Annotated in this window: 18 protein-coding genes; 4 read left to right on the top strand and 14 right to left on the bottom strand. The window is 71.3% G+C overall.

Going from position 1 to position 20,425, the window contains the following annotated elements:
* Window positions 1–29: 29 nt before the first annotated feature.
* Window positions 30–1,157 carry a lipid II:glycine glycyltransferase FemX gene (locus tag ACWC09_RS40135; protein WP_450855999.1) on the bottom strand — a complete coding sequence of 376 codons (1,128 nt, stop codon included), beginning with the start codon at window positions 1,155–1,157 and terminating at the stop codon, window positions 30–32.
* Between the two features lie 92 nt (window positions 1,158–1,249).
* Here ACWC09_RS40135 and ACWC09_RS40130 point away from each other — a divergent pair, with 92 nt between their 5' ends.
* Complete coding sequence (locus ACWC09_RS40130; protein ID WP_450855998.1) at window positions 1,250–1,480, top strand: hypothetical protein; 231 nt, start codon at window positions 1,250–1,252, stop codon at window positions 1,478–1,480.
* A 4-nt stretch (window positions 1,481–1,484) separates the two neighbouring features.
* Here ACWC09_RS40130 and ACWC09_RS40125 read toward each other — a convergent pair whose 3' ends face one another.
* The 5 genes from ACWC09_RS40125 to ACWC09_RS40105 all read right to left on the bottom strand — a co-directional run bounded on the left by ACWC09_RS40125 (window position 1,485) and on the right by ACWC09_RS40105 (window position 7,324).
* Window positions 1,485–2,021: a carboxymuconolactone decarboxylase family protein gene (locus tag ACWC09_RS40125; RefSeq protein ID WP_450855997.1), complete on the bottom strand. Its 537-nt coding sequence runs from the start codon at window positions 2,019–2,021 to the stop codon at window positions 1,485–1,487.
* Window positions 2,022–2,071: 50 nt separating this feature from the next.
* Window positions 2,072–2,590 carry a DUF4240 domain-containing protein gene (locus ACWC09_RS40120; RefSeq protein WP_450856012.1) on the bottom strand — a complete coding sequence of 173 codons (519 nt, stop codon included), beginning with the start codon at window positions 2,588–2,590 and terminating at the stop codon, window positions 2,072–2,074.
* Between the two features lie 56 nt (window positions 2,591–2,646).
* Window positions 2,647–3,621: a helix-turn-helix transcriptional regulator gene (locus tag ACWC09_RS40115; protein WP_450855996.1), complete on the bottom strand. Its 975-nt coding sequence runs from the start codon at window positions 3,619–3,621 to the stop codon at window positions 2,647–2,649.
* 98 nt (window positions 3,622–3,719) lie between these two features.
* The gene (gene aceE, locus ACWC09_RS40110) at window positions 3,720–6,425 is read right to left on the bottom strand and encodes a pyruvate dehydrogenase (acetyl-transferring), homodimeric type (protein ID WP_450855995.1); all 2,706 of its coding nucleotides are present in this window, start codon (window positions 6,423–6,425) and stop codon (window positions 3,720–3,722) included.
* Between the two features lie 275 nt (window positions 6,426–6,700).
* On the bottom strand, window positions 6,701–7,324 hold the full coding sequence (locus ACWC09_RS40105) for a GntR family transcriptional regulator (protein ID WP_450855994.1): 624 nt from the start codon (window positions 7,322–7,324) through the stop codon (window positions 6,701–6,703).
* Between the two features lie 316 nt (window positions 7,325–7,640).
* Between ACWC09_RS40105 and ACWC09_RS40100 the strand changes: the two genes are divergently transcribed.
* Entirely contained in the window at window positions 7,641–8,303 is a 663-nt protein-coding gene (locus ACWC09_RS40100; protein WP_450855993.1) for a hypothetical protein, read from the top strand.
* A 73-nt stretch (window positions 8,304–8,376) separates the two neighbouring features.
* On the opposite strand, the gene sucB is transcribed toward ACWC09_RS40100, so the two are convergent.
* From sucB to ACWC09_RS40085, 3 genes are all read right to left on the bottom strand, one after another.
* A complete protein-coding gene (gene sucB, locus ACWC09_RS40095) occupies window positions 8,377–10,161 on the bottom strand; it encodes a 2-oxoglutarate dehydrogenase, E2 component, dihydrolipoamide succinyltransferase (RefSeq protein ID WP_450855992.1) in 1,785 nt (594 codons plus the stop codon).
* 59 nt (window positions 10,162–10,220) lie between these two features.
* Entirely contained in the window at window positions 10,221–11,609 is a 1,389-nt protein-coding gene (gene lpdA, locus ACWC09_RS40090) for a dihydrolipoyl dehydrogenase (RefSeq protein WP_450855991.1), read from the bottom strand.
* A 252-nt stretch (window positions 11,610–11,861) separates the two neighbouring features.
* Window positions 11,862–13,388: a leucyl aminopeptidase gene (locus ACWC09_RS40085; protein ID WP_450855990.1), complete on the bottom strand. Its 1,527-nt coding sequence runs from the start codon at window positions 13,386–13,388 to the stop codon at window positions 11,862–11,864.
* Between the two features lie 243 nt (window positions 13,389–13,631).
* Between ACWC09_RS40085 and ACWC09_RS40080 the strand changes: the two genes are divergently transcribed.
* Window positions 13,632–14,414, top strand: a complete 783-nt coding sequence (locus ACWC09_RS40080) for an endo alpha-1,4 polygalactosaminidase (RefSeq protein ID WP_450855989.1) — start codon at window positions 13,632–13,634, stop codon at window positions 14,412–14,414.
* On the opposite strand, the gene ACWC09_RS40075 is transcribed toward ACWC09_RS40080, so the two are convergent.
* Window positions 14,374–14,979 carry an RDD family protein gene (locus ACWC09_RS40075; protein ID WP_450855988.1) on the bottom strand — a complete coding sequence of 202 codons (606 nt, stop codon included), beginning with the start codon at window positions 14,977–14,979 and terminating at the stop codon, window positions 14,374–14,376. The two genes, ACWC09_RS40080 and ACWC09_RS40075, sit on opposite strands and share 41 nt — an antisense overlap.
* 45 nt (window positions 14,980–15,024) lie before the next feature.
* Complete coding sequence (locus tag ACWC09_RS40070; protein WP_450855987.1) at window positions 15,025–15,810, bottom strand: adenosylcobinamide-GDP ribazoletransferase; 786 nt, start codon at window positions 15,808–15,810, stop codon at window positions 15,025–15,027.
* 151 nt (window positions 15,811–15,961) lie between these two features.
* Between ACWC09_RS40070 and ACWC09_RS40065 the strand changes: the two genes are divergently transcribed.
* A complete protein-coding gene (locus tag ACWC09_RS40065; protein WP_450855986.1) occupies window positions 15,962–16,723 on the top strand; it encodes a hypothetical protein in 762 nt (253 codons plus the stop codon).
* Here ACWC09_RS40065 and ACWC09_RS40060 read toward each other — a convergent pair.
* From ACWC09_RS40060 to cobT, 3 genes are all read right to left on the bottom strand, one after another.
* On the bottom strand, window positions 16,666–17,379 hold the full coding sequence (locus ACWC09_RS40060; RefSeq protein WP_450855985.1) for a hypothetical protein: 714 nt from the start codon (window positions 17,377–17,379) through the stop codon (window positions 16,666–16,668). The genes ACWC09_RS40065 and ACWC09_RS40060 overlap by 58 nt on opposite strands.
* Before the next feature lie 33 nt (window positions 17,380–17,412).
* Window positions 17,413–19,164, bottom strand: coding sequence for a phosphatidylglycerol lysyltransferase domain-containing protein (locus ACWC09_RS40055; RefSeq protein ID WP_450855984.1), 1,752 nt, complete (start codon window positions 19,162–19,164; stop codon window positions 17,413–17,415).
* Between the two features lie 138 nt (window positions 19,165–19,302).
* Window positions 19,303–20,394 carry a nicotinate-nucleotide--dimethylbenzimidazole phosphoribosyltransferase gene (cobT, locus tag ACWC09_RS40050; protein ID WP_450855983.1) on the bottom strand — a complete coding sequence of 364 codons (1,092 nt, stop codon included), beginning with the start codon at window positions 20,392–20,394 and terminating at the stop codon, window positions 19,303–19,305.
* Window positions 20,395–20,425: the final 31 nt, after the last annotated feature.

Here is a 20,425-nt window from a genome sequence, read left to right as displayed (position 1 = left end):
AGACCCGTATGCGGCACCCGCCCCCGTCCTCACCGCCGCCCGAGGTACATCCGCACCGCCCGCTGCAACACCTTGCCCTGGCTCCCCACCGGCCGTTCCCACTCCCCGAGGTACTCCACCGCCCGGCCGCCCGCCCCGGTCTTGAAGCGCAGTCGGCCCAGCAGACGGTCCTCGGTGAGGGTCGGGGTGATGGAGCGCAGGTCGTAGGTCTCGGCGCCCGCCGCGCGCGCGTCGCACAGCATCCGCCACAACAGGGCGCTGGAGGGCCGCAGTTCACGGCCCTGGCGGCCGGACGCGGCGTACGAGTGCCAGGCCCGGGAGCCGACGTTGATCATGAGGGCCGCGGAGAGCACGAAGCCGTCGTACTCGGCGAGATAGAGCCGCAGCCGGTCGTCGTCCTCGGCGTTGAGGGCCTTCCACATGCGCTGGAAGTACTCCAGCGGGCGGGCCTTGAAGCCGTCGTGGGCGGCGGTCACGGTGTACAGGCGGTGGAAGTCGGGGAGGTCGGCGGCCGAGCCCCAGGAGACCCGGACGCCCGCCCGCTCCGCCCGGCCGAGCGACTGCTCCCAGTGCGGGGCGAGGCCCTCGCGCAGGTCGTCCACCGACCGGTCCGCCAGCGGGACGTGCCAGCCGTAGCGCGGTTGGCCGAGGCCGAATCCGCTGCTCTCGTCCTCCGCGCACCGCCGCCACCCGAGCCGCGTCAGCTTCTCGGCGGCGTCCAGCGCGAACCCGTCGATACCGGCCGCCGGAAGGTCGTGCAGATGCCGTACGTCGGGATCGGCGATCCCCGCCGTGACGGTGGCCGCGTCCCAGTGCCGTACGACGACGGGCGGTCCGATCCGCACCGCGAACGCCCCGCGCTCCGCGACATGTGCGACGAGCGGATCCAGCCAGCGTTCCAGCCGCGGGTTCCACCAGTCGATGTCGGGGCCGTCGGGGAGGTAGGCGAGGCAGCGTCGGGTCCCCGGCAGTGGCCGGTACAGCACCAGTGCCACCGCGACCAGCAGCTTCCCCTCGAACCAGCCGACGCTCTCCGCCGTCCAGTCGGGCTTCACATCGCCCCACTCGGGAATCTGCAGATGGCTGGCGTCGGGGTACAGCCGAAGATGCGCGAGGTGTTCCTCGCGCGTGATCTCCCTGACGTACGGGCTGGTCATGGCCTCACAGGTTTCTCGTAGCCGCCTCATGGAGCTTCCCGAGACGCCGCCCCTATCGTCAGGCACACGCACTGACCGAAGGTGGGGAAGAAGTGAACAGTCACAGCATCACCGCGCACAAGACCGACGGCCGGACCCGGACCGTGTTCGGCCCCTGGGCGGCGCTCTGCGCGGCCGCCGCCGTCATCCTGGGGCCGGCCGCCGTCACCGCGTCCGCGCTCGACCAGGCCAACGCGGCCCCGATGCACCACGCGGTGAAGGCGGAGCAGACGCAGGCCTACATCCCCTCGGACACCACCCGTCGGCGCGCCGCTGCGGTCTGAGCCGTCACCGAGGGTCGCCGGTCAGGCCGAGGAACTGCTCGCCGGACGGATCGACGTCCACCCCGAGCCCGTTCATGAGACCGGCCAGCATGACGTAGTAGCCGACCGTCGTGACGATCTCGACGACCTGCCGGTCGGTGAAGCGGGCGCGGAGAGCCGCCAACACGCCCTCCGACAGGGTGTGTCGGGCCACCAGCTCGAAGGATGCCGCCACCGCGGCCGACTCCGAGGCGTCGAACTCCGGCCCGTCGGACCGTCGTTCGGCGACAGCCGCCAACTGCTCCGGTGTGTTACCGGAGTTGAGCGCGATCGGCCGGTGCTGCACCGCCTCGTAGGCGCACTCCGTGCCGGCGGCCACCGCCATGATCACCAGCTCGCGCAGCCGGACGGACAGGGTCGACTCCGTGAGGACCGCGAGGCCCAGGTCGATCGCCGTGTCCGTCAGGGGCGGGGCGTGGGAGAGCATCCGGAAGGCGTTGAGCGGCACGGGAAGCTTCGCGACACCGGCGGCTTGCCGCTCCGGATACGGAATGCGGGCCATGATCCCCCTTGTCGAGTGGCCGTACTGATGTCGAGCGGCCGCAGCGGACGTCAGTCCCTGAACCGTTCCCACAGCTTCGGATACCGCTCCGCCAGCACCCGCTCGTTCTCGAGGTCGATCGGCGTGCCCTCCGGCTCGGCGGCCGCGGGCGCGATGCCCAGGTCGGGTGCCACGGCACCGGTGAGCTGCTCGTACGCCTCGTCCGCCGCGTACCCCAGCTCCTCCCCGTCGCCGTCGATCTCCTCGTCGAAGTCGTCCAGGAGGTCGGCCAGCGAGTCGGGATGGTGCACGGCACCCTCGTAGACCTCGCGCCCCTGTCCGATCAGCCAGCAGCGGAAGAAGTCGAAGGCGTCGTCGCTGGCCCCGTCGAGCAGCACCCAGGCGGCGCCCCACAGGTCCCAGCTGTACGCGCGGTTGTAGCGGGCCTCGAAGTGACGGGCGAAGTCCAGGACCGTCTCCGGGTCGAACTCCAGGAGCCGCTCCACGAGCAGGTCGGCCTGCTCCTCGGGGTCGCCCTCGGCGGCCTCGCGGGCGGCGTCCACCAGCTCCCAGAACTCCGACTCTTCCATCACGGGTCCAGCATCGGGCCTGGGCGGGTGGGGCGCACGTGGAGTGCGGCGGATTGTTATGTCCCGTACAGAGCGGCCAGCCGTACGGCATCGCTCACGAAGCGCGCCCGCAGGCTCTCCGGCGCCAGCACCTCCACCTCCGGTCCCAGCCCCGCGAGCTGCTCGTGCGCGACCTTCTCGGACTCCACCGGCAGGGTCACCGTCACCCACCCGTCCCCGTCCGCACCGCCCGCGGCCGCCAGCGCCTCCCGGGCGGCGGCGGGATCGACGGCGTACGGAAGTCTTCGCGCCCCGTCCTGCGAGACCCGTACGACGACCTGGGCCCGCAGGATCGACCGTGCGAACTGCTCGGCCCGCTCCTCCCAGAAGGCGGGGAGCGCGAAGCCCTCGTCGCGCTCGAACCGATCCTCGGAGGCCTCGACGGCCACGAACCGGTCGATCCGGTAGACGCGGAAGGAGCCGGGATCGGGGAGCCGCGCGCACAGGTACCAGACGCCCGCCTTCAGCACGAGGCCGTACGGCTCCAGCTCCCGCTCCACCTCGCTCTCGCCCCTGCGATAGCGGGCGGTGACCCGACGGTCGTCCCACACCGCGTCCGCGACGGCGGGCAGCAGCTCGGGTGCCTTCGGCGCGGTGAACCAGTTGGGCGCGTCGAGATGAAAACGCTGGGACGCGATGTGGGAGGCGTCCCGCAGCGATGGCAACAGCGCCGCCGACACCTTCAGCCGGGCGGCGGAGGCGGCGTCCTCCAGACCCATCTCACGCAGGGCCCCGGGTACGCCGCTCAGGAAAAGCGCCTCGGCCTCACTCCTCGCCAGCCCGGTCAGCCGCGTCCGATACCCACCGATCAGCCGGTACCCACCGGCCCGCCCCCGGTCCGAGTACACCGGAACCCCCGCCTCCGACAGCGCCTGGGCATCCCGGGTGATCGTCCGCTCGGACACCTCCAACTCCCGCGCCAGCTCGGCGGCGGTCATGGAGGGCCGGGACTGGAGGAGCAGCACCATCTTGATGAGGCGGGCAGCGCGCATACCGCCATGATGCCGGGGGCGGGCGGGTGCGGGTCCGCTGTGGCCGGTCGCGCCCCCGCCCCGTGGGCGCGACCAGCCCCCATGCACCCGCGGCCGAACTACAACCCGTACCGCTCCCGGGCCTCCTTCACCGCCGTCGCCTTCACCTCGCCGCGCCTGGCCAGCTGGGCCAGGGCCGCCACGACGATCGACTGGGCGTCGACGCCGAAGTGGCGGCGGGCGCCCTCGCGGGTGTCGGAGAGGCCGAAGCCGTCGGCACCGAGCGAGGAGTAGTCCTGCTCGACCCACTGCGCGATCTGGTCCGGCACCTGGCGCATGTAGTCGGAGACCGCGAGCACCGGCCCGTCGGCACCGTGCAGCGCCTGCCGGACATACGGCATCCGCTCCTCGCCGCGCAGCAGGGCCGCGTCGGCCTCCAGCGCGTCGCGCCGCAGCTCCGTCCAGGAGGTCGCCGACCAGACGTCGGCCGCCACGCCCCACTCCTCGGCGAGCAGCTTCTGCGCCTGAAGCGTCCAGTGGATCGCCGTGCCGGAACCCAGCAGCTGGATGCGCGGGGCGTTGGCGGCGGCCACGTTCAGACCCGCCGACTCCGCCGTGTTGAAGCGGTACAGGCCCTTGACGATGCCCTCGTCGATGCCCGGGACGGACGGCTTGGCGGGCTGCGGGAGCGGCTCGTTGTAGACGGTGAGGTAGTAGAAGACGTTCGGGTCCTCGCCCGGCGCCGCCTCGCCGTACATGCGGCGCAGACCGTCCTTGACGATCGCCGCCACCTCGTACGCGAACGCCGGGTCATAGGTGAGGGCGGCCGGGTTGGTCGCGGCGATGACCGGCGAGTGACCGTCGGCGTGCTGCAGGCCCTCGCCCGTCAGGGTCGTACGGCCGGCGGTCGCGCCGACGAGGAAGCCGCGGCCGAGCTGGTCGCCGAGCTGCCACATCTGGTCGGCCGTGCGCTGCCAGCCGAACATCGAGTAGAAGATGTAGAACGGGATCATCGCCTCGCCGTGCGTCGCGTAAGCGGTCGACGCGGCGATGAAGTCGGCCATCGAACCGGCCTCGGTGATCCCCTCGTTGAGGATCTGGCCGTTCTTGGCCTCCTTGTAGTACATGAGCTGGTCGCGGTCGACCGGCTCGTACGTCTGGCCCTTGGGGGAGTAGATCCCGAGCGACGGGAACAGCGACTCCATACCGAAGGTGCGCGCCTCGTCGGGGACGATCGGCACCCAGCGCCTGCCCGTCTCCTTGTCGCGGACCAGGTCCTTGATGAGCCGGACGAAGGCCATGGTGGTGGCGACGTTCTGGGAGCCGGAGCCCTTGTCGAAGGAGGTGAAGGCCTTCTCGGCGGGGGCGGGCAGGGGCGCGAGTGCGTGCGTACGACGAGCGGGGGCCGGGCCGCCGAGGGCCGCGCGGCGCTCCTGGAGGTACCGGACCTCGGGGGAGTCGGCGCCGGGGTGGCCGTAGGGCACCACACCGTCGACGAAGTCGCTGTCCTTGATGGGGAGTTCGAGCAGGTCACGCATCTGCTTGAACTCGTCCACCGTCAGCTTCTTCATCTGGTGGTTGGCGTTCTTCGACGCGAAGCCCTCGCCGAGGGTGAAGCCCTTGACGGTCTGGGCCAGGATCACGGTCGGCGCGCCCTTGTGGTCCACGGCCGCCTTGTAGGCCGCGTACACCTTGCGCGCCTCGTGACCACCACGGGACAGGTGGAAGCACTCGAGGATCTTGTCGTCGCTCAGCAGCTTCGCCATCTCGACCAGCGCGGGGTCGGCCCCGAAGAAGTCCTGGCGGATGTAGGCCGCGTCACGGGTCTGGTACGTCTGCACCTGCGCGTCCGGCACCTGGCGGAGCCGTCGCACGAGCGCGCCCGTGGTGTCGAGCCGGAACAGCTCGTCCCAGGCGGAGCCCCACAGCGACTTGACGACGTTCCAGCCGGCGCCGCGGAACTGGGCCTCCAGCTCCTGCACGATCTTGAAGTTCGCGCGCACCGGGCCGTCGAGGCGCTGCAGGTTGCAGTTGATGACGAAGGTGAGGTTGTCGAGGCCCTCGCGGGAGGCGAGTGCGAGTGCCGCGGTCGACTCCGGCTCGTCCATCTCCCCGTCGCCGAGGAAGGCCCAGACGTGGGACTGGGAGACGTCCTTGATGCCGCGGGCGGTGAGGTACCGGTTGAAGCGCGCCTGGTAGATCGCCGACAGCGGGCCGAGACCCATGGAGACGGTCGGGAACTCCCAGAGCCAGGGGAGGCGGCGCGGGTGGGGGTAGGACGGCAGGCCGTCGCCGCCCGACTCGCGGCGGAAGTTGTCGAGGTGCTGCTCGGTCAGCCGGCCGTCGAGGAAGGCGCGGGCGTAGATGCCGGGGGAGGCGTGGCCCTGGATGTAGAGCTGGTCGCCGCTGCCGTCCCCCTCCTTGCCCTTGAAGAAGTGGTTGAAGCCGGTCTCGTAGAGCCAGGCCGCGGAGGCGAAGGTGGCGATGTGGCCGCCGACGCCGTATTTGGAGCCGCGCGTCACCATCGCGGCCGCGTTCCAACGGTTCCACGCGGTGATGCGGCGCTCCATCGCCTCGTCACCGGGCACGCCCGGTTCGGCGGCGGTCGGGATGGTGTTGACGTAGTCCGTCTCGAGGAGCTTGGGCAGCGCGATGCCGTTGCCCTCCGCGCGCTCCAGCGTTCGGCGCATCAGGTACGCGGCACGGTGCGGGCCCGCCGCCTTGGCGACCGCGTCGAGGGAGGCCTGCCATTCGGCGGTCTCCTCGGGGTCCCGGTCGGGGAGCTGGTCGAGCTCGCTCGGCTGGATGGCGTTGGGGTCGGTCATGTCGCCGCCTTCCTCAGTCGAAGGGGGTTCCCTCACAGGTAAGGGTTCGGGGGTGCCCTTGGTCTTTGGCAGGACAGGGCGGGGGCCGCGGTGCTGTGACACCTTGCGGCTGCCGCCGCGTGGCCCGTCGGCGACAATAACTCCCTGATCGATGATCGATCAAAGGGTTGAGGGGCAAAACTTCTCGATTGCGAGAAAGTAGGCACGGGGTGTCTTTCGGGCGGGCACCCGGTGCCGCGTCTTTGAGGGGTTTCCGCAGGTGAGCGGGGCAGCGCTCAGGCTCGCGGCGCGCAGCCCAGCACGTGTGCCTTGACCAGTTCCGCGATACGAGGGTCCCGGCGCCGGAACGCCTGCACCAGCTCCTCGTGCTCCTCCGCGTACGACTGCTGAACGGTTCCCAGCCAGCGGATCGACAGTGCCGTGAAGACCTCGATGCCCAGGCCCTCCCAGGTGTGCAGCAGCACGGAGTTGCCCGCGGCCCGCACCAGCTCCCGGTGGAAGCCGACCGTGTGCCGCACCTGCCCCGTCCCGTCGGACTCCCGGTCGGCCTCGTACAGCGCGGCCACATGCGGCTCCAGCGCCGAGCAGTCCTGCGCCAGCCGCTCCGCCGCCAGCTCCGCCGCGATCGCCTCCAGGCCGGCCCGGACCGGATAGCTCTCCTCCAGGTCGGCCGCCGTCAGGTTCCGCACCCGGACGCCCTTGTTCGGCGCCGACTCGATCAGCCGCAGCGACTCCAGCTCGCGCAGGGCCTCCCGCACCGGCGTCTGGCTGACCTCCAGCTCGGTCGCGATCCGCCGCTCCACGATCCGCTCGCCCGGCTTCCAGCGCCCGCTGACGATCCCCTCCACGATGTGCTCGCGGATCTGTTCGCGCAGCGAGTGGACGACGGGCGCGGTCATGAGGGCTCCTCGTAGCGAGGGGCCGTGCGGCCCCCGGGGGCGTTTGACGTTTAGACAATAAGGCCGCAGACGCCCCCAGGAGGGGCGCACGGGGGCGCTTTCATGCAGGTGAGACGAGACTTACACGCTCTGCAGAGCGGCACCCCCTGTAAAGACCCGTACCGGGCCCGACGCGGAGCCGTCACCGCCGTGTCACCGGCGAAACCCCGCGGGTCCACCCGGTGTCGCGGTGGGCAGAGGGGCTTCCGGCCGGAGGCCCGCCGCACCACAGGGGGATGCGATGTTCATCGGGGGACGAACCGGACGGATCGCGTGCGTGGTCACCGTGGCCGTGACGATGGCGGTCGGCGGCTTCATCGGGTGCCACTCGACGAGCTCCGGGACGCACCAGCCGCGGCACCCGAAGGCCCGCAAGGCCAGGAGTGCGGGGGAGGCGACCGGCGGCCTCACGAACATGTCCGCCTCCGCCGGATCGGGTGGCGCCTGCGTCTTCGTCAAGCCGGACGGGGCGCAGAAGTTCGGACACGTCGGCTGGGGCTTCCGGGTCACGGGGACCGGCCAGTGGGTCTACGGCGCGGTCGAGAACCCCACCGACAAGCTGTACACCCCGCCCGGCGGGTACATCGGTGCGTGGCATGCGCAGGGGTCGTACGCGCGCATGCTCAGCGACATGTCCCGGGACGCGCACTACCCCGGCAAGTCCACCCATCCGTACAGCCGTTACCGGTGCGTCCCGTCCTCGACGAGTGACGTCAACAAGGCCTGGCGGATGATCCGCACCGTCGAGGGCCGCGGCTTCCTGGTCGGCATCGACCCGAAGACCGGCGAACTGACCTCCCGGGACTGCCTGGACGCCACCTACGACGTCCTGCACGCCTACCGGACCCGGCACCTGACGTACGCGCCGCACCTGGACATCCCCAACGTCTGGGTGGAGACGCTGTGGGACTGGAGCGACCACACGCTCACGCCGCGCTAGGGCATACGACGGCGCCCCCGCCCGGAAAGCCCTGAGGCTCCGGACAGGGGCGCCACCCTACGGACAACGAGCCCTACAGGCCGAGCTCGACCTCGAACTCGCCCGCCTCCAGGATCGCCTTGACCGCGGTCAGGTAACGGGCCGCGTCGGCGCCGTCCACCAGACGGTGGTCGTAGGAGAGGGTCAGGTAGGTCATGTCGCGGACGCCGATGACCGTGCCCTCCTCGGTCTCGATGACCGCCGGTCGCTTGACCGTGGCACCGATGCCGAGGATCGCGACCTGGCCCGGCGGCACGATGATCGTGTCGAAGAGCGCGCCGCGCGAACCGGTGTTGGAGATGGTGAAGGTCGCGCCGGACAGCTCGTCGGGCGTGATCTTGTTGCCGCGGACCTTGCCGGCCAGCTCCGCCGTGGCCTTCGCGATGCCGGCGATGTTGAGGTCGCCCGCGTGCTTGATGACCGGGGTCATCAGGCCCTTCTCGGAGTCCACCGCGATACCGATGTTCTCGGTGTCGAAGTAGGTGATCGTGCCCTCGGCCTCGTTGATCTTGGCGTTGATCGGCGCGTGCGCCTTCAGCGCCTGGGCCGCGGCCTTGACGAAGAACGGCATCGGGGAGAGCTTCACGCCCTCGCGGGCCGCGAACGCGTCCTTGGCCCGGGCGCGCAGCTTCATCAGACGCGTGACGTCGACCTCGACGACCGAGGACAGCTGCGCCTGCTCGTGCAGCGCCTTGACCATGTTGTCGCCGATGACCTTGCGGATGCGCGGCATCTTGACGGTCTGGCCACGGAGGGGGGAGGCCTCCAGGCTCGGCGCCTTCTTGGCAGCCGGAGCGGCGGCGGCCGCGGGGGCCGGAGCGGCGGCGGCGGCCTTCGCGGCCTCGGCGGCGGCGATGACGTCCTGCTTGCGGATGCGGCCGCCGACGCCGGTGCCCTTGACGGAGGCCAGGTCGACGCCGTTCTCGGCGGCGAGCTTGCGCACCAGCGGGGTGACGTAGGCGCCGTCGTCACCGGAGGGGGCGACGGGGGCGGGCGCGGCCGGGGCGGCGACCGGAGCCGGAGCGGCCGGCGCGGGGGCCGGGGCAGCCGGAGCCGGGGCGGCGGCGACCGGGGCGGGCGCAGGCGCAGGCGCGGGAGCCGGAGCGGCCGGCGCCGGGGCAGGCGGAGCCACGGGGGCGGCAGGGGCCGGGGCGGCGACCGGAGCCGGAGCGGCAGGGGCCGGTGCAGCGGCGGGCGCGGCGCCCGGGGCGCCGATGACCGCGAGCTTGGCGCCGACCTCGGCCGTCTCGTCCTCGCCGACCGTGATCTCCAGCAGCACACCGGAGGTGGGCGCCGGGATCTCGGTGTCCACCTTGTCGGTCGACACCTCCAGCAGCGGCTCGTCGGCCTCGACGGAGTCGCCGACCGACTTCAGCCAGCGGGTGACGGTGCCCTCGGTGACGGACTCGCCGAGCGCCGGGAGGACCACGTCGGTGCCGGACGCGCCACCGGCCGGAGCGGCTGCAGGGGCCTCGGCGACCGGAGCGGGGGCGGGGGCAGCGGGGGCCTCGGCCACAGGGGCCGGGGCCGGAGCCGCTACGGGCTCAGCGGCGGGGGCCGGGGCAGCGGCAGCCACGCCCGTGCCGTCGTCGATGACGGCCAGCTCGGCGCCGACCTCGACAGTCTCGTCCTCGGCGACCTTGATGGAGGCGAGGACACCGGCAGCGGGCGAGGGGATCTCGGTGTCGACCTTGTCGGTCGAGACCTCGAGCAGCGGCTCGTCGGCCTCGACGCGCTCACCCTCGGCCTTCAGCCAGCGGGTGACAGTGCCCTCGGTGACGCTCTCGCCGAGCGCCGGAAGGGTTACGGAAACCGCCATGGTTTCGGTTGCTCCTTACGAATTGCGGAAGTCTGAGTCGTCGCTTCGTCGACCGAGGGTCAGTCGTGCGAGTGCAGCGGCTTGCCGGCCAGGGCCAGGTGGGCCTCGCCGAGCGCCTCGTTCTGCGTCGGGTGGGCGTGGATGAGCTGGGCGACCTCGGCGGGCAGCGCTTCCCAGTTGTAGATCAGCTGGGCCTCGCCGACCTGCTCGCCCATGCGGTCGCCGACCATGTGGACGCCGACCACGGCACCGTCCTTCACCTGGACGAGCTTGATCTCGCCCGCGGTGTTCAGGATCTTGCTCTTGCCGTTGCCCGCGAGGTTGTACTTCAGAGCGACGACCTTGTCCGCACCGTAGATCTCCTTGGCCTTGGCCTCGGTGATGCCGACGGAGGCGACCTCCGGGTGGCAGTAGGTCACACGGGGGACACCGTCGTAGTCGATCGGGACGGCCTTCAGACCGGCCAGACGCTCCGCCACGAGGATGCCCTCGGCGAAGCCGACGTGCGCGAGCTGGAGGGTCGGGACGAGGTCGCCGACGGCGGAGATGGTCGGGACGTTCGTCCGCATGTACTCGTCGACCAGGACGTAGCCGCGGTCCATCGCGACGCCCTGCTCCTCGTAGCCGAGACCCTGAGAGACGGGGCCGCGGCCGACCGCGACGAGCAGCACCTCGGCCTCGAACTCCTTGCCGTCGGCAAGGGTGACCTTGACACCGTTCGCGGTGTACTCGGCCTTCGAGAAGAAGGTGCCCAGGTTGAACTTGATGCCGCGCTTGCGGAACGCGCGCTCAAGAAGCTTGGAGGAGTTCTCGTCCTCGACCGGGACGAGGTGCTTGAGGCCCTCGATGACGGTGACGTCCGACCCGAAGGACTTCCAGGCGGAGGCGAACTCGACGCCGATGACGCCGCCGCCCAGGATGATCGCGGACTGCGGCACGCGGTCCAGGACGAGAGCGTGGTCCGAGGAGATGATGCGGTTGCCGTCGATCTCCAGGCCCGGCAGCGACTTCGGCACGGAGCCGGTCGCCAGCAGGACGTGGCGGCCCTGGACACGCCGGCCGTTCACGTCGACGGAGGTGGGGGAGGAGAGACGACCCTCGCCCTCGATGTACGTCACCTTGCGGGACGCGATAAGACCCTGCAGGCCCTTGTACAGGCCGGAGATCACGCCGTCCTTGTACTTGTGGACCGCGGGTACGTCGATGCCCTCGAAGGTGGCCTTCACGCCGAACTGCTCGCTCTCGCGGGCCTGGTCGGCGATCTCGCCCGCGTGCAGCAGGGCCTTGGTGGGGATGCACCCACGGTGCAGGCAGGTACCGCCGACCTTGTCCTTCTCGATCAGGGCGACGTCCAGGCCCAGCTGCGCCCCGCGCAGGGCCGCGGCGTAACCGCCACTACCACCGCCGAGGATCACTAGGTCGAAAACGGTGCTGGCGTCGTTCGCCACGTCACGTCCTCCATGCATGTGCGCCTACGCCGGTCAGCAGTGACCGGTCGGCGGCTGGTGTCCGGCCGCTCTTTCTTCGGCCCTGTGGTGGGGCCCTGTCCTGCCGAGCCCCATCTTCGCACTTGTCGGAGGTGAACGAGACGCCGGGCCGGTGTGTGAGACGTCCCACGTTCGGCCGAGCGGGCACGGAAGAGGGGGCTCCGCCCTACCCGCATGCGGAGCCCCCTCACTCAGAGCGACATCACAGCCGCGTCAGCCCAGGTCGCCCGAGGCCGTCAGCTCGGCCAGCCGGACCAGCGTGCGCACCGCCGTACCCGTACCGCCCTTGGGGGTGTAACCCCACGGCCCGCCCTCGTTGAAGGCCGGTCCCGCGATGTCCAGGTGGGCCCAGGTGATGCCCTCGCCCACGAACTCCCGCAGGAAGAGACCGGCGACCAGGCCGCCGCCCATCCGCTCACCCATGTTGGCGATGTCGGCGGTGGGGGAGTCCATGCCCTTGCGCAGGTGCTCCGGCAGCGGCATCGGCCAGGCCGGCTCGCCGACCTCCTCGGCCGCCTCGTGCACCGCGGAGCGGAACGCGTCGTCGTTCGCCATGATCCCGAACGTCCGGCTGCCCAGCGCCAGCATCATCGCGCCGGTCAGCGTCGCCACGTCGACGACCGCGTCCGGCTTCTCCTGCGAGGCCGCCCACAGCGCGTCGGCGAGCACCAGCCGGCCCTCGGCGTCGGTGTTGAGCACCTCGACCGTCTTGCCGCTGTACATGCGCAGTACGTCACCGGGACGCGTGGCCGAACCCGACGGCATGTTCTCGGCCAGCGCCAGCCAGCCGGTGACGTTCACCTCGAGACCGAGCCGCGCCGCCGCGACGACGGCCGCGAAGACCGCCGCCGCCCCGCTCATGTCGCACTTCATCGTCTCGTTGTGACCGGCCGGCTTCAGCGAGATGCCGCCCGAGTCGTAGGTGATGCCCTTGCCGACGAGCGCGAGGTGCTTCTTCGCCTTGGCGGAGGTGTACGACAGCTTCACGAGGCGCGGCCCGGACGCCGACCCCGCGCCGACGCCCAGGATGCCGCCGTAGCCGCCCTTCTCCAGCGCCTTCACGTCGAGCACCTGCACCTTGATGCCGTGCTCCTTGGCCGCGGCCTGCGCGATACCCGCGAACGCCTCGGGGTTGAGGTCGTTCGGCGGGGTGTTGATCAGGTCGCGGGCCCGGTTGAGCTCCTCGGACACGGCCGTGGCGCGCGCGAGGGCCGCCTTGTGCGCGGCGTCCCGGGGCTTGCCGCCCAGCAGCGCGGCCTCGGCGAGCGGCGCCTTGCCGTTCTTGGCCTTGGCGTCCTTCCCGTTCTCCTTGTAGGTGTCGAAGGAGTACGCGCCCAGCAGCACGCCCTCGCCGATCGAGCCGACGTCGGAGGGGTCCCCGATCGGCAGGACGAAGGCGGCCTTCTTGACGCCGGTGAGGGCACGGGCGGCGGCGCCCGCGGCCTTGCGCAGCGCCTCGCCGGCGTAGCCGGAGTCCTTGTCGGGCTCGGCGCCGAGGCCGACCGCCACGACCAGCGGGGCCTTGAAGCCGGACGGCGCCGGCAGCTTCGTCACCTCGCCCTCGGCGCCGGAGGCACCGAGGGTTTCCAGGACGCCGGCGAGGTTGCCGTCGTAGGCCTTGTCCACGGCTTCGGCGCCCGGCGCGACGACCGGGCCCCCCGCGCCCTTGGCGACACCGACGACGATCGCGTCGGCCCGCAGGCCGGGCGCCGCGGCGGTGCTGAGAGTGAGAGCAGTCACTGTGGTGAAATCTCGCTTCCGATGTGAAGTTCCAGTGGTCGATGTGTGTGGGTCGACCGGGCCCGACAGCCGACCCCGAATGCGGCGGCGAGGGTGCGGATTGCGCGGGGCCTTCCCCGGTGCGTCGAACACTCCGGATGAGCCTACGCGTGTGTGTGCCTTCACTCACCCCGCTGCACCGCGCGGTGACAGGCATCGGCGATCATCCATGGGAACGCGTCCCCACACTCTGGAGCCTGTCCGTTGAGACGCCCGATCTTCCTGCTCGCCGCCCTGACCCTGCTGCTGGCGGGCTGCGGCACCGCGGCCGACTCCAAGCCGTCGGCCGGGCACTGGCAGCCGCGCCCCGGCGTGGCCTGGCAGTGGCAGCTCAGCGGCCGGGTCGACACCTCCGTCGACGTGCCGGTCTACGACATCGACGGCTTCGACCAGCCCAAGGCCACGGTCACCGCCCTGCACCACAAGGGCCGTAAGGCGATCTGCTACCTCTCCACCGGCGCCTGGGAGGACTGGCGTCCGGACGCGAAGAGGTTCCCGAAGTCGGTGATCGGCAAGGGCAACGGCTGGAAGGGCGAGCGCTGGCTCGACATCCGCCGCACCGACGTCCTGGAACCGCTGATGGCGGCCCGTTTCGACATGTGCCGCACGAAGGGCTTCGACGCGGTGGAGCCGGACAACATGGACGGCTACAAGAACACCACCGGCTTCCCGCTCAGGGCCGCCGACCAGCTCCGCTACAACCGGCTGATCGCCGAGCTCGCCCACGACCGGGGCATGGCGGTCGGGTTGAAGAACGACCTGGACCAGATCCCCCGACTCGTCGGGGACTTCGACTTCGCGGTCAACGAGCAGTGCGCCCAGTACGACGAGTGCGACGCCGTGAAGCCCTTCATCAAGGCGGACAAGGCGGTCTTCCATGTCGAGTACGAGCTGCCGACCAGCCGTTTCTGCGCCGAGTCCCGGCGGCTGAAGTTCAGCTCGATGCTCAAGAAGTACGAACTGGGGGTGTGGCGCCGGGCGTGCTGAGCCCGAGCCCGGTGACCGTCGTGCCGGCCACCCGGTCGGCGAGGGAGCGGCAGGTGGGGGTCAGGACCGGCAGGGCGTTCAGGAGGAAGACCAGGACGGCGGCGGCCCACACCAGCACCGACAGCACGTAGTGCTGCTCGACCAGCAGGACGCAGGCCACGGAGTACACGGCGATGTCGGCGGTCGCGGTGACCGCCGCCCGAACCGCCGCCCGGCGAGGGGCGGTTGGGGTCACCTTCAGCCCGAGCAGCCCCTTGCCGACGGTCCGCCCGGCGAAGGCCAGGCACCCCCACTGGTAGAGGAAGGTCGCCACGACCAGCACCCCGAAGGCCTCCTCGACGTCGAGCACCGCGTTGTCCCACAGCGACAGCCCTAGGTGCTCCGAGGCGCCGAGGACGTCACCGCGCGAGGTCAGCAGGTCGAGTCCGCCGCGGGTGGCGAGGTCGGGCACGTCCGTGACGAGACCGGCTATCCGGTGGAAGGTGAGCACGGCGAGCAGGGCGGCCAGGGTGAGCACCAGCCCGAAGTCGATGAACCAGGCCACGGCACGACGAAGCTTCGGCACGAACGTCCCCCGATCACGATCACTTGTCCGTGTACGGCGCAGAGACTACTGCCCCAGCGACAACACCAGCAGCGCGACCGTCGCCGCCGTCTCGGCCAGCCCGCCGAACACATCGCCGGTGATCCCGCCGAAGCGGCGGGTGCAGTGACGCAGGAGGAGCTCGGCGCCGGCCAGCGCGAGGGCGATCGCGGCGACCGCACGGATGTGGCCGTACGACCCGAGGAGCGGCCCCAAGGCCGCGCAGGGCACGGTGAAGGCCACCGTCACGCCCAGCGCACCCCCGACCGGAACCACGCCCGCGACCGCCGCCCCCAGTCCCTCCGGCCGGGCGGCCGGGACCCCGGCGCGGGCGGCCAGGGTGAGCGCGAGCCGTGCCGCGACTGCCGAGACCAGGGCGGCGGCGGCACCCCGGGCCCACGAGTCGCCGTACATCCGCGCGAGCGCGGCCACCTGGGCGAGCAGCACGAAGACGAGCGTGATCACCCCGAACGGCCCGATGTCCGACTGCTTCATGATCCGCAGCGCTTCCTCGGCGGGCTTGCCGCTGCCGAGCCCGTCCGCCGTGTCGGCGAGGCCGTCCAGGTGCAGGCCACGGGTGAGTACGGCGGGTACGGCGACGCTCGCGACGGCGGCGAGCAGCGCACCCGCGCCCAGGAACAGCAGGAGCAGACCGAGCCCGGCCGAGCAGCCGCCGACGACCAGCCCCACCACCGGGGCGTTCATCATTCCGCGGCGTGCGGCCTCCCGGTCCCAGCGGGTGACCCTGACCGGCAGGACCGTGAGGGTGCCGAAGGCGAAGCGGAGGCCGTCGAGGGGCGAGGTCTTGGACACCGGCGCAGGTTACCGGGCGGGGAGAGCGGCCCCGGCACCCGCGGATGCTGTGCTCTTCCGGGGGGACAACCCCCGGACCCCCGGCCGGAAAAGCGGGCCGTCAGGGCGAGCGGCACCGGTGCGCACACGCATGTCTGGCTAAAGTTCGCTTATGGGACATTGGCTGCAGCGCAACATCATCGAGCCCGGCAAGCTGCCGCTGCTCCTCGCGCTCACCGCGTTCGTGCTGACGTTCCTGATCACCCGGGTCATCACCCGTCTGATCCGGGCGGGCAAGGGGCCGTTCGGCAACGTCAAGGCGGGCGGGCTGCACATCCACCACGTCGTCCCCGGCGTCGTCCTCACGATCGTCGGCGGCTTCGGCGCGGTCGCCAGCGAGCGGCACGGCTTCGGGTCGGCCGCCTTCGCCGTCCTCTTCGGGATGGGCGCGGGGCTGGTCCTCGACGAGTTCGCGCTGATCCTGCACCTGGACGACGTGTACTGGAGCGAGGAGGGCCGCAAGAGCGTCGAGGTCGTCGTCCTCACCGCGGCCCTGGTCGGACTGGTGCTCGCCGGGTTCTCGCCCTTCGGGGTCAACGACATGAGCCAGGCGGAGCTGCACGACCGGGGCGGCGTCATCTCGACGGTCACCATCAACTTCCTGTTCGCGCTCGCCGTGCTGAGCAAGGGCAAGACCCGTATGGCCATCTTCAGCGTGATCGTCCCGCTGGTCGGCCTGATCGGCCTCCTCCGCCTGGCCCGCCCGGGCTCCCCCTGGGCCCGCCGCTTCTACGGCCGCCGCCCGCGCGCCCGCGCCAGGGCCACGCTCCGTGCCTACCACCACGACAAACGCTGGGCGGGCCCGCGCCGCAGACTTCAGGACTGGATCGGCGGAAAGCCCGACCCCGAGCCGACGCGCGCCCTCGGCCGGTGAGGGGGACAGTGACGGTGCCGTAGCGCCGAGCCCAGACAGAGCACCCCCATCGCCCCGATCGCCGCCATGTGCTCCTTGCCGGCGAGATTGCCCTTCAGCATCACCTCGACCGCCATGGCGGCGGTGACCGCGCACACCGTCACGTACGCGCCGTAGCGCCACCCGAGGAACACGGCGAGACCCACCACGGCCGCCGACGGGCCGGTGTCCACGACCCGGGCGTCCGAGGCCGGCAGCCCGAAGAAGCTGTCGAAGCCCAGCCAGATGCCCAGGCGGGCGTAGAGCGTCCCGGCCAGGGTGGCGGTGTACGCGATGACGAGCGTGCGCCACCGGCCCAGGCAGATCTCCGCGATGCCGAAGACGAAGAGGACCTGGACGAGAGCACCCCAGACGGGGAGGTCCGGCGCCGGCACGAACAGCGACACGGGAGTGCGCAGGAGGGCCAGCCACAGGGGGTCCTGGGCGCGCACGCCCCCGATGTTCTGCACGAACCGGTAACCCCACGACTGGTTCTGCACGATCTGTACGACCGTCGTCAGCACCACCGCCCCGAGGGTCATCGGGATCGCCGGCCGGTGCCGCTTCCCCAGCGACTCGCGCACCGCGACGTACAGGAGCCCCCATTCGGCACGGGCCCAGCGGGCGAGTGTCTTCATGCGGTGGTCCTCGTCCGTGCGGTTCCAGGTGCGTCAGCGGTGCGTTTCGAGGTGCCTGCGGTGCAGCCACTTCGGCAGCCCCGGCGCCTCCAGGAAACCCTCCGCACGGGCCGACGCGATGCCGATGCGCGGCAGGTCCGCGCTCTTCTCGAAGAGCAGGAACCGCGGCTCCCAGATGGGCCGGTACTTGGCGTTGGCGCGGTACAGCGACTCGATCTGCCACCAGCGCGAGAAGAAGCTGAGCAGCGAGCGCCACAGCCGCAGCACCGGTCCGGCACCGAGACGCGCCCCACGTTCGAAGACCGAGCGGAACATCGCGAAGTTCAGCGAGACCTGGGTGATCCCGATCTCTCCGGCCCGGCGCAGGAGCTCGATCACCATGAACTCCATCAGTCCGTTGTCGGAGTCCCGGTCACGCCGCATCAGGTCGAGCGAGAGGCCGTGCGGCCCCCAGGGCACGAAGGAGAGCAGCGCCTTCAACTCCCCGGCCCCTTCCCCCGCGCGGCCATCCGTGCATTCGAGCATCACGCACTGTCCGTCGTCGGGGTCCCCGAGCCGCCCCAGCGCCATGCTGAACCCACGCTCGGTGGCGCCGTCCCGCCAGTCGTCGGCCCGCTTCAGCAGATACGTCATCTCGTCGGCCGGAATGTCCTCGTGCCGCCGGATGCGCACGCTGTACCCGGCCCGCTTGACCCGGTTGTAGGCCTGCCGCACGGTCCGCATGGCCCGCCCCTCCAGGGTGAACTCGGCGACCTCGACCAGGGCCTCGTCGCCCAGCTCCAGCGCGTCGAGACCGTGCCGCGCGTACACCGTCCCGGCCTCCTCGCTCGCCCCCATCACGGCCGGGATCCACCCGTGCGCGCGGGCTTCGGCGAGCCAGGGCTCAATGGCACCCGGCCATGCCTCGGGGTCCCCGATCGGATCCCCGGAGGCCAGCGAGACCCCGCCCACCACCCGGTAGGCGACGGCCGCCTTCCCGGTCGGGGACCACACCACGCTCTTCTCCCTGCGCAGCGAGAAGTAGCCCAGCGAGTCCCGCTTCCCGTGCCGCTCCAGCAGCTCCCGCAGCCGCTTCTCGTCGTCCTCGGTGAGCGGGTCGACGGCGCGCCGGGAGCGGAAGGCGGCGTAGAAGACGGCGAGGACCAGGACCGTGCTGAGGACGTTGACGGCGACGTTGACCCAGTTCGGCACGTCGATGCCGGGGAAGCGGTTCTCGTCGACGGCGACCGAGATCAGCCGGAACGTGCCGTAGCGCCAGCGCTCCAGGAACGTCGAACGTGCAGCGTCCGCCGCCTGGTTGGTGACGGTCACCAGAAGGGCGGCGAGCAGCGAGGCGACCAGGGTGCCGCCGACGGCCACGACGACCGCGAGCTTCGGGTTCGAGCGGTCACCCTTGGCGTAGAACTCCCTGCGGCCGACGAGCAGTGCGGCGACGAAGGCGGCGGTGAGGACGAGCGAGATCCAGTTCTGGCCGTACTGCCGGATCTCCGGGAAGGTCAGGGCGAAGGCGAACAGACCGAGGAACGGCCCGGCCAGGGCGAGGTTCAGAATCCACGCGGCCCGCTTGCGGCGCCGCATGGTGATGGCGAGGAAGGCGGTGAACACCCCCGACGCGAACCCCGCGGTCAGCAGATACGGCGTGAAGAAGTTCTCCTGGTTGTGCCGCCGCACGTCCTGCCCGAGGGAGACCCACGCGGCACTGAGAAAGTTGACGAACGCGACGGCCCGCAGGTACCAGACGGCAAAAGCGGCGGCTCGCCGCGAGGCATTTCGGGCATCTCCCATGAGAGAGGATCATATGGGGGATGCCCGCCTCAACCGCTCCATCTTTGGTAGGCGGTGCGGCCAACTTTCGGCTGCTTCAGTTCGCCGCCGAGAGTTGTGCGGAGGCGAAGAGTTATGCGGAGCCGAACCGACCGAACCCTACTCCTCCTTCTCCTCTTCCTTCTCCTCCGGCTCCTCCTCCATCGTCGGCTTCTCCGGCAGCTCGGCGGCCAGCGCCGCCGCGGCCTGCACCAGCGGCAACGCCAGCAGTGCCCCGGCCCCCTCGCCCACCGTCACGCCATGCGCCAGCAGCGGCTCCAACGCCATCCGGTCCAGCGCCTTGGCCTGCCCCGGCTCCCCACTGTCATGCGCCGCCAGCCACCAGTCCGGCGCCCGGAACGCGATCCGCTGCCCCACCAGCGCACAGGCGGCGGCCACCACCCCGTCCAGGATCACCGGCAGCTTCCGTACCGCGGCCTGCAACAGGAACCCGGTCATCGCCGCGAGGTCCGCCCCGCCCACGGTCGCCAGCAGCTGCAGCTGATCCCCCAGCACCGGCCGAGCCCGCCGCAGCGCATCGCGGATCGCCGCACACTTCCGCATCCACGCCAGGTCGTCGATCGCCTCGCCGCCCCGCCCGGTCACCACGGACGCGTCGGTCCCGCACAACGCGGCCACCAGCACACCCGCCGGCGTGGTCCCGCCGACGCTCACATCGCCGAGCACCACCAGATCCGTACCGGAGTCGGCCTCCTCGTCGGCCACCGCGACCCCGGCCCGGAAGGCCGCCTCGGCCTCCTCCAGGGTCAGCGCGTCCTCGATGTCGATACGCCCGCTGCCCCGTCGTACCCGATGCCTCACCACCGCGTCCGGAAGGGACTCCGGGTCGCAGTCCAGGGCGAGGTCGACGATCCGCACCGGCACATCGAGCCGTCGCGCCAGCACCGACACGGGCCGCCCGCCCTCCAGGATCTCCCGCACCAGCCGCTCCGCGCTGCCCGCGGGCCGCGCGGAGACGCCCAGTTCGGCGATCCCGTGGTCGCCGGCGAAGAGGACCACCCGGGGCCGTTCGATCGGCCGCACCGGCACGGCGGACTGCGCCGCGGACAGCCACTCACCCAGTTCGTCGAGGCGGCCCAGCGATCCGGGCGGCACGATCTGACGCTCCCGGCGCGCCTCGGCGTCGCGGCGCACCCCGCCGTCGGGGCGCTCGATCAGATCGGTGAAGTCGTCGAGATTAAGCGAGCTCATTCGCCGAACAGTACCGGCACCGGTCGAACAA

Source organism: Streptomyces sp. NPDC001617, from assembly GCF_053596855.1.
The sequence above is the reverse complement of the archived record's forward strand: the minus strand, read 5'-3'. Positions and strand labels throughout refer to the sequence as shown.

Bases quoted from the DNA above. Each gene is read 5' to 3' on its own strand.
- ACWC09_RS40105 (WP_450855994.1), bottom strand. From the start codon at position 7,324: ATGACCGCGCCCGTCGTCCACTCGCTGCGCGAACAGATCCGCGAGCAC.
- ACWC09_RS40120 (WP_450856012.1), bottom strand. From the start codon at position 2,590: ATGGAAGAGTCGGAGTTCTGGGAGCTGGTGGACGCCGCCCGCGAGGCC.
- ACWC09_RS40125 (WP_450855997.1), bottom strand. From the start codon at position 2,021: ATGGCCCGCATTCCGTATCCGGAGCGGCAAGCCGCCGGTGTCGCGAAG.
- ACWC09_RS40060 (WP_450855985.1), bottom strand. From the start codon at position 17,379: ATGAAGACACTCGCCCGCTGGGCCCGTGCCGAATGGGGGCTCCTGTAC.
- cobT (WP_450855983.1), bottom strand. From the start codon at position 20,394: ATGAGCTCGCTTAATCTCGACGACTTCACCGATCTGATCGAGCGCCCC.
- ACWC09_RS40135 (WP_450855999.1), bottom strand. From the start codon at position 1,157: ATGACCAGCCCGTACGTCAGGGAGATCACGCGCGAGGAACACCTCGCG.
- ACWC09_RS40115 (WP_450855996.1), bottom strand. From the start codon at position 3,621: ATGCGCGCTGCCCGCCTCATCAAGATGGTGCTGCTCCTCCAGTCCCGG.
- ACWC09_RS40065 (WP_450855986.1), top strand. From the start codon at position 15,962: ATGGGACATTGGCTGCAGCGCAACATCATCGAGCCCGGCAAGCTGCCG.
- sucB (WP_450855992.1), bottom strand. From the start codon at position 10,161: ATGGCGGTTTCCGTAACCCTTCCGGCGCTCGGCGAGAGCGTCACCGAG.
- ACWC09_RS40055 (WP_450855984.1), bottom strand. From the start codon at position 19,164: ATGGGAGATGCCCGAAATGCCTCGCGGCGAGCCGCCGCTTTTGCCGTC.
- aceE (WP_450855995.1), bottom strand. From the start codon at position 6,425: ATGACCGACCCCAACGCCATCCAGCCGAGCGAGCTCGACCAGCTCCCC.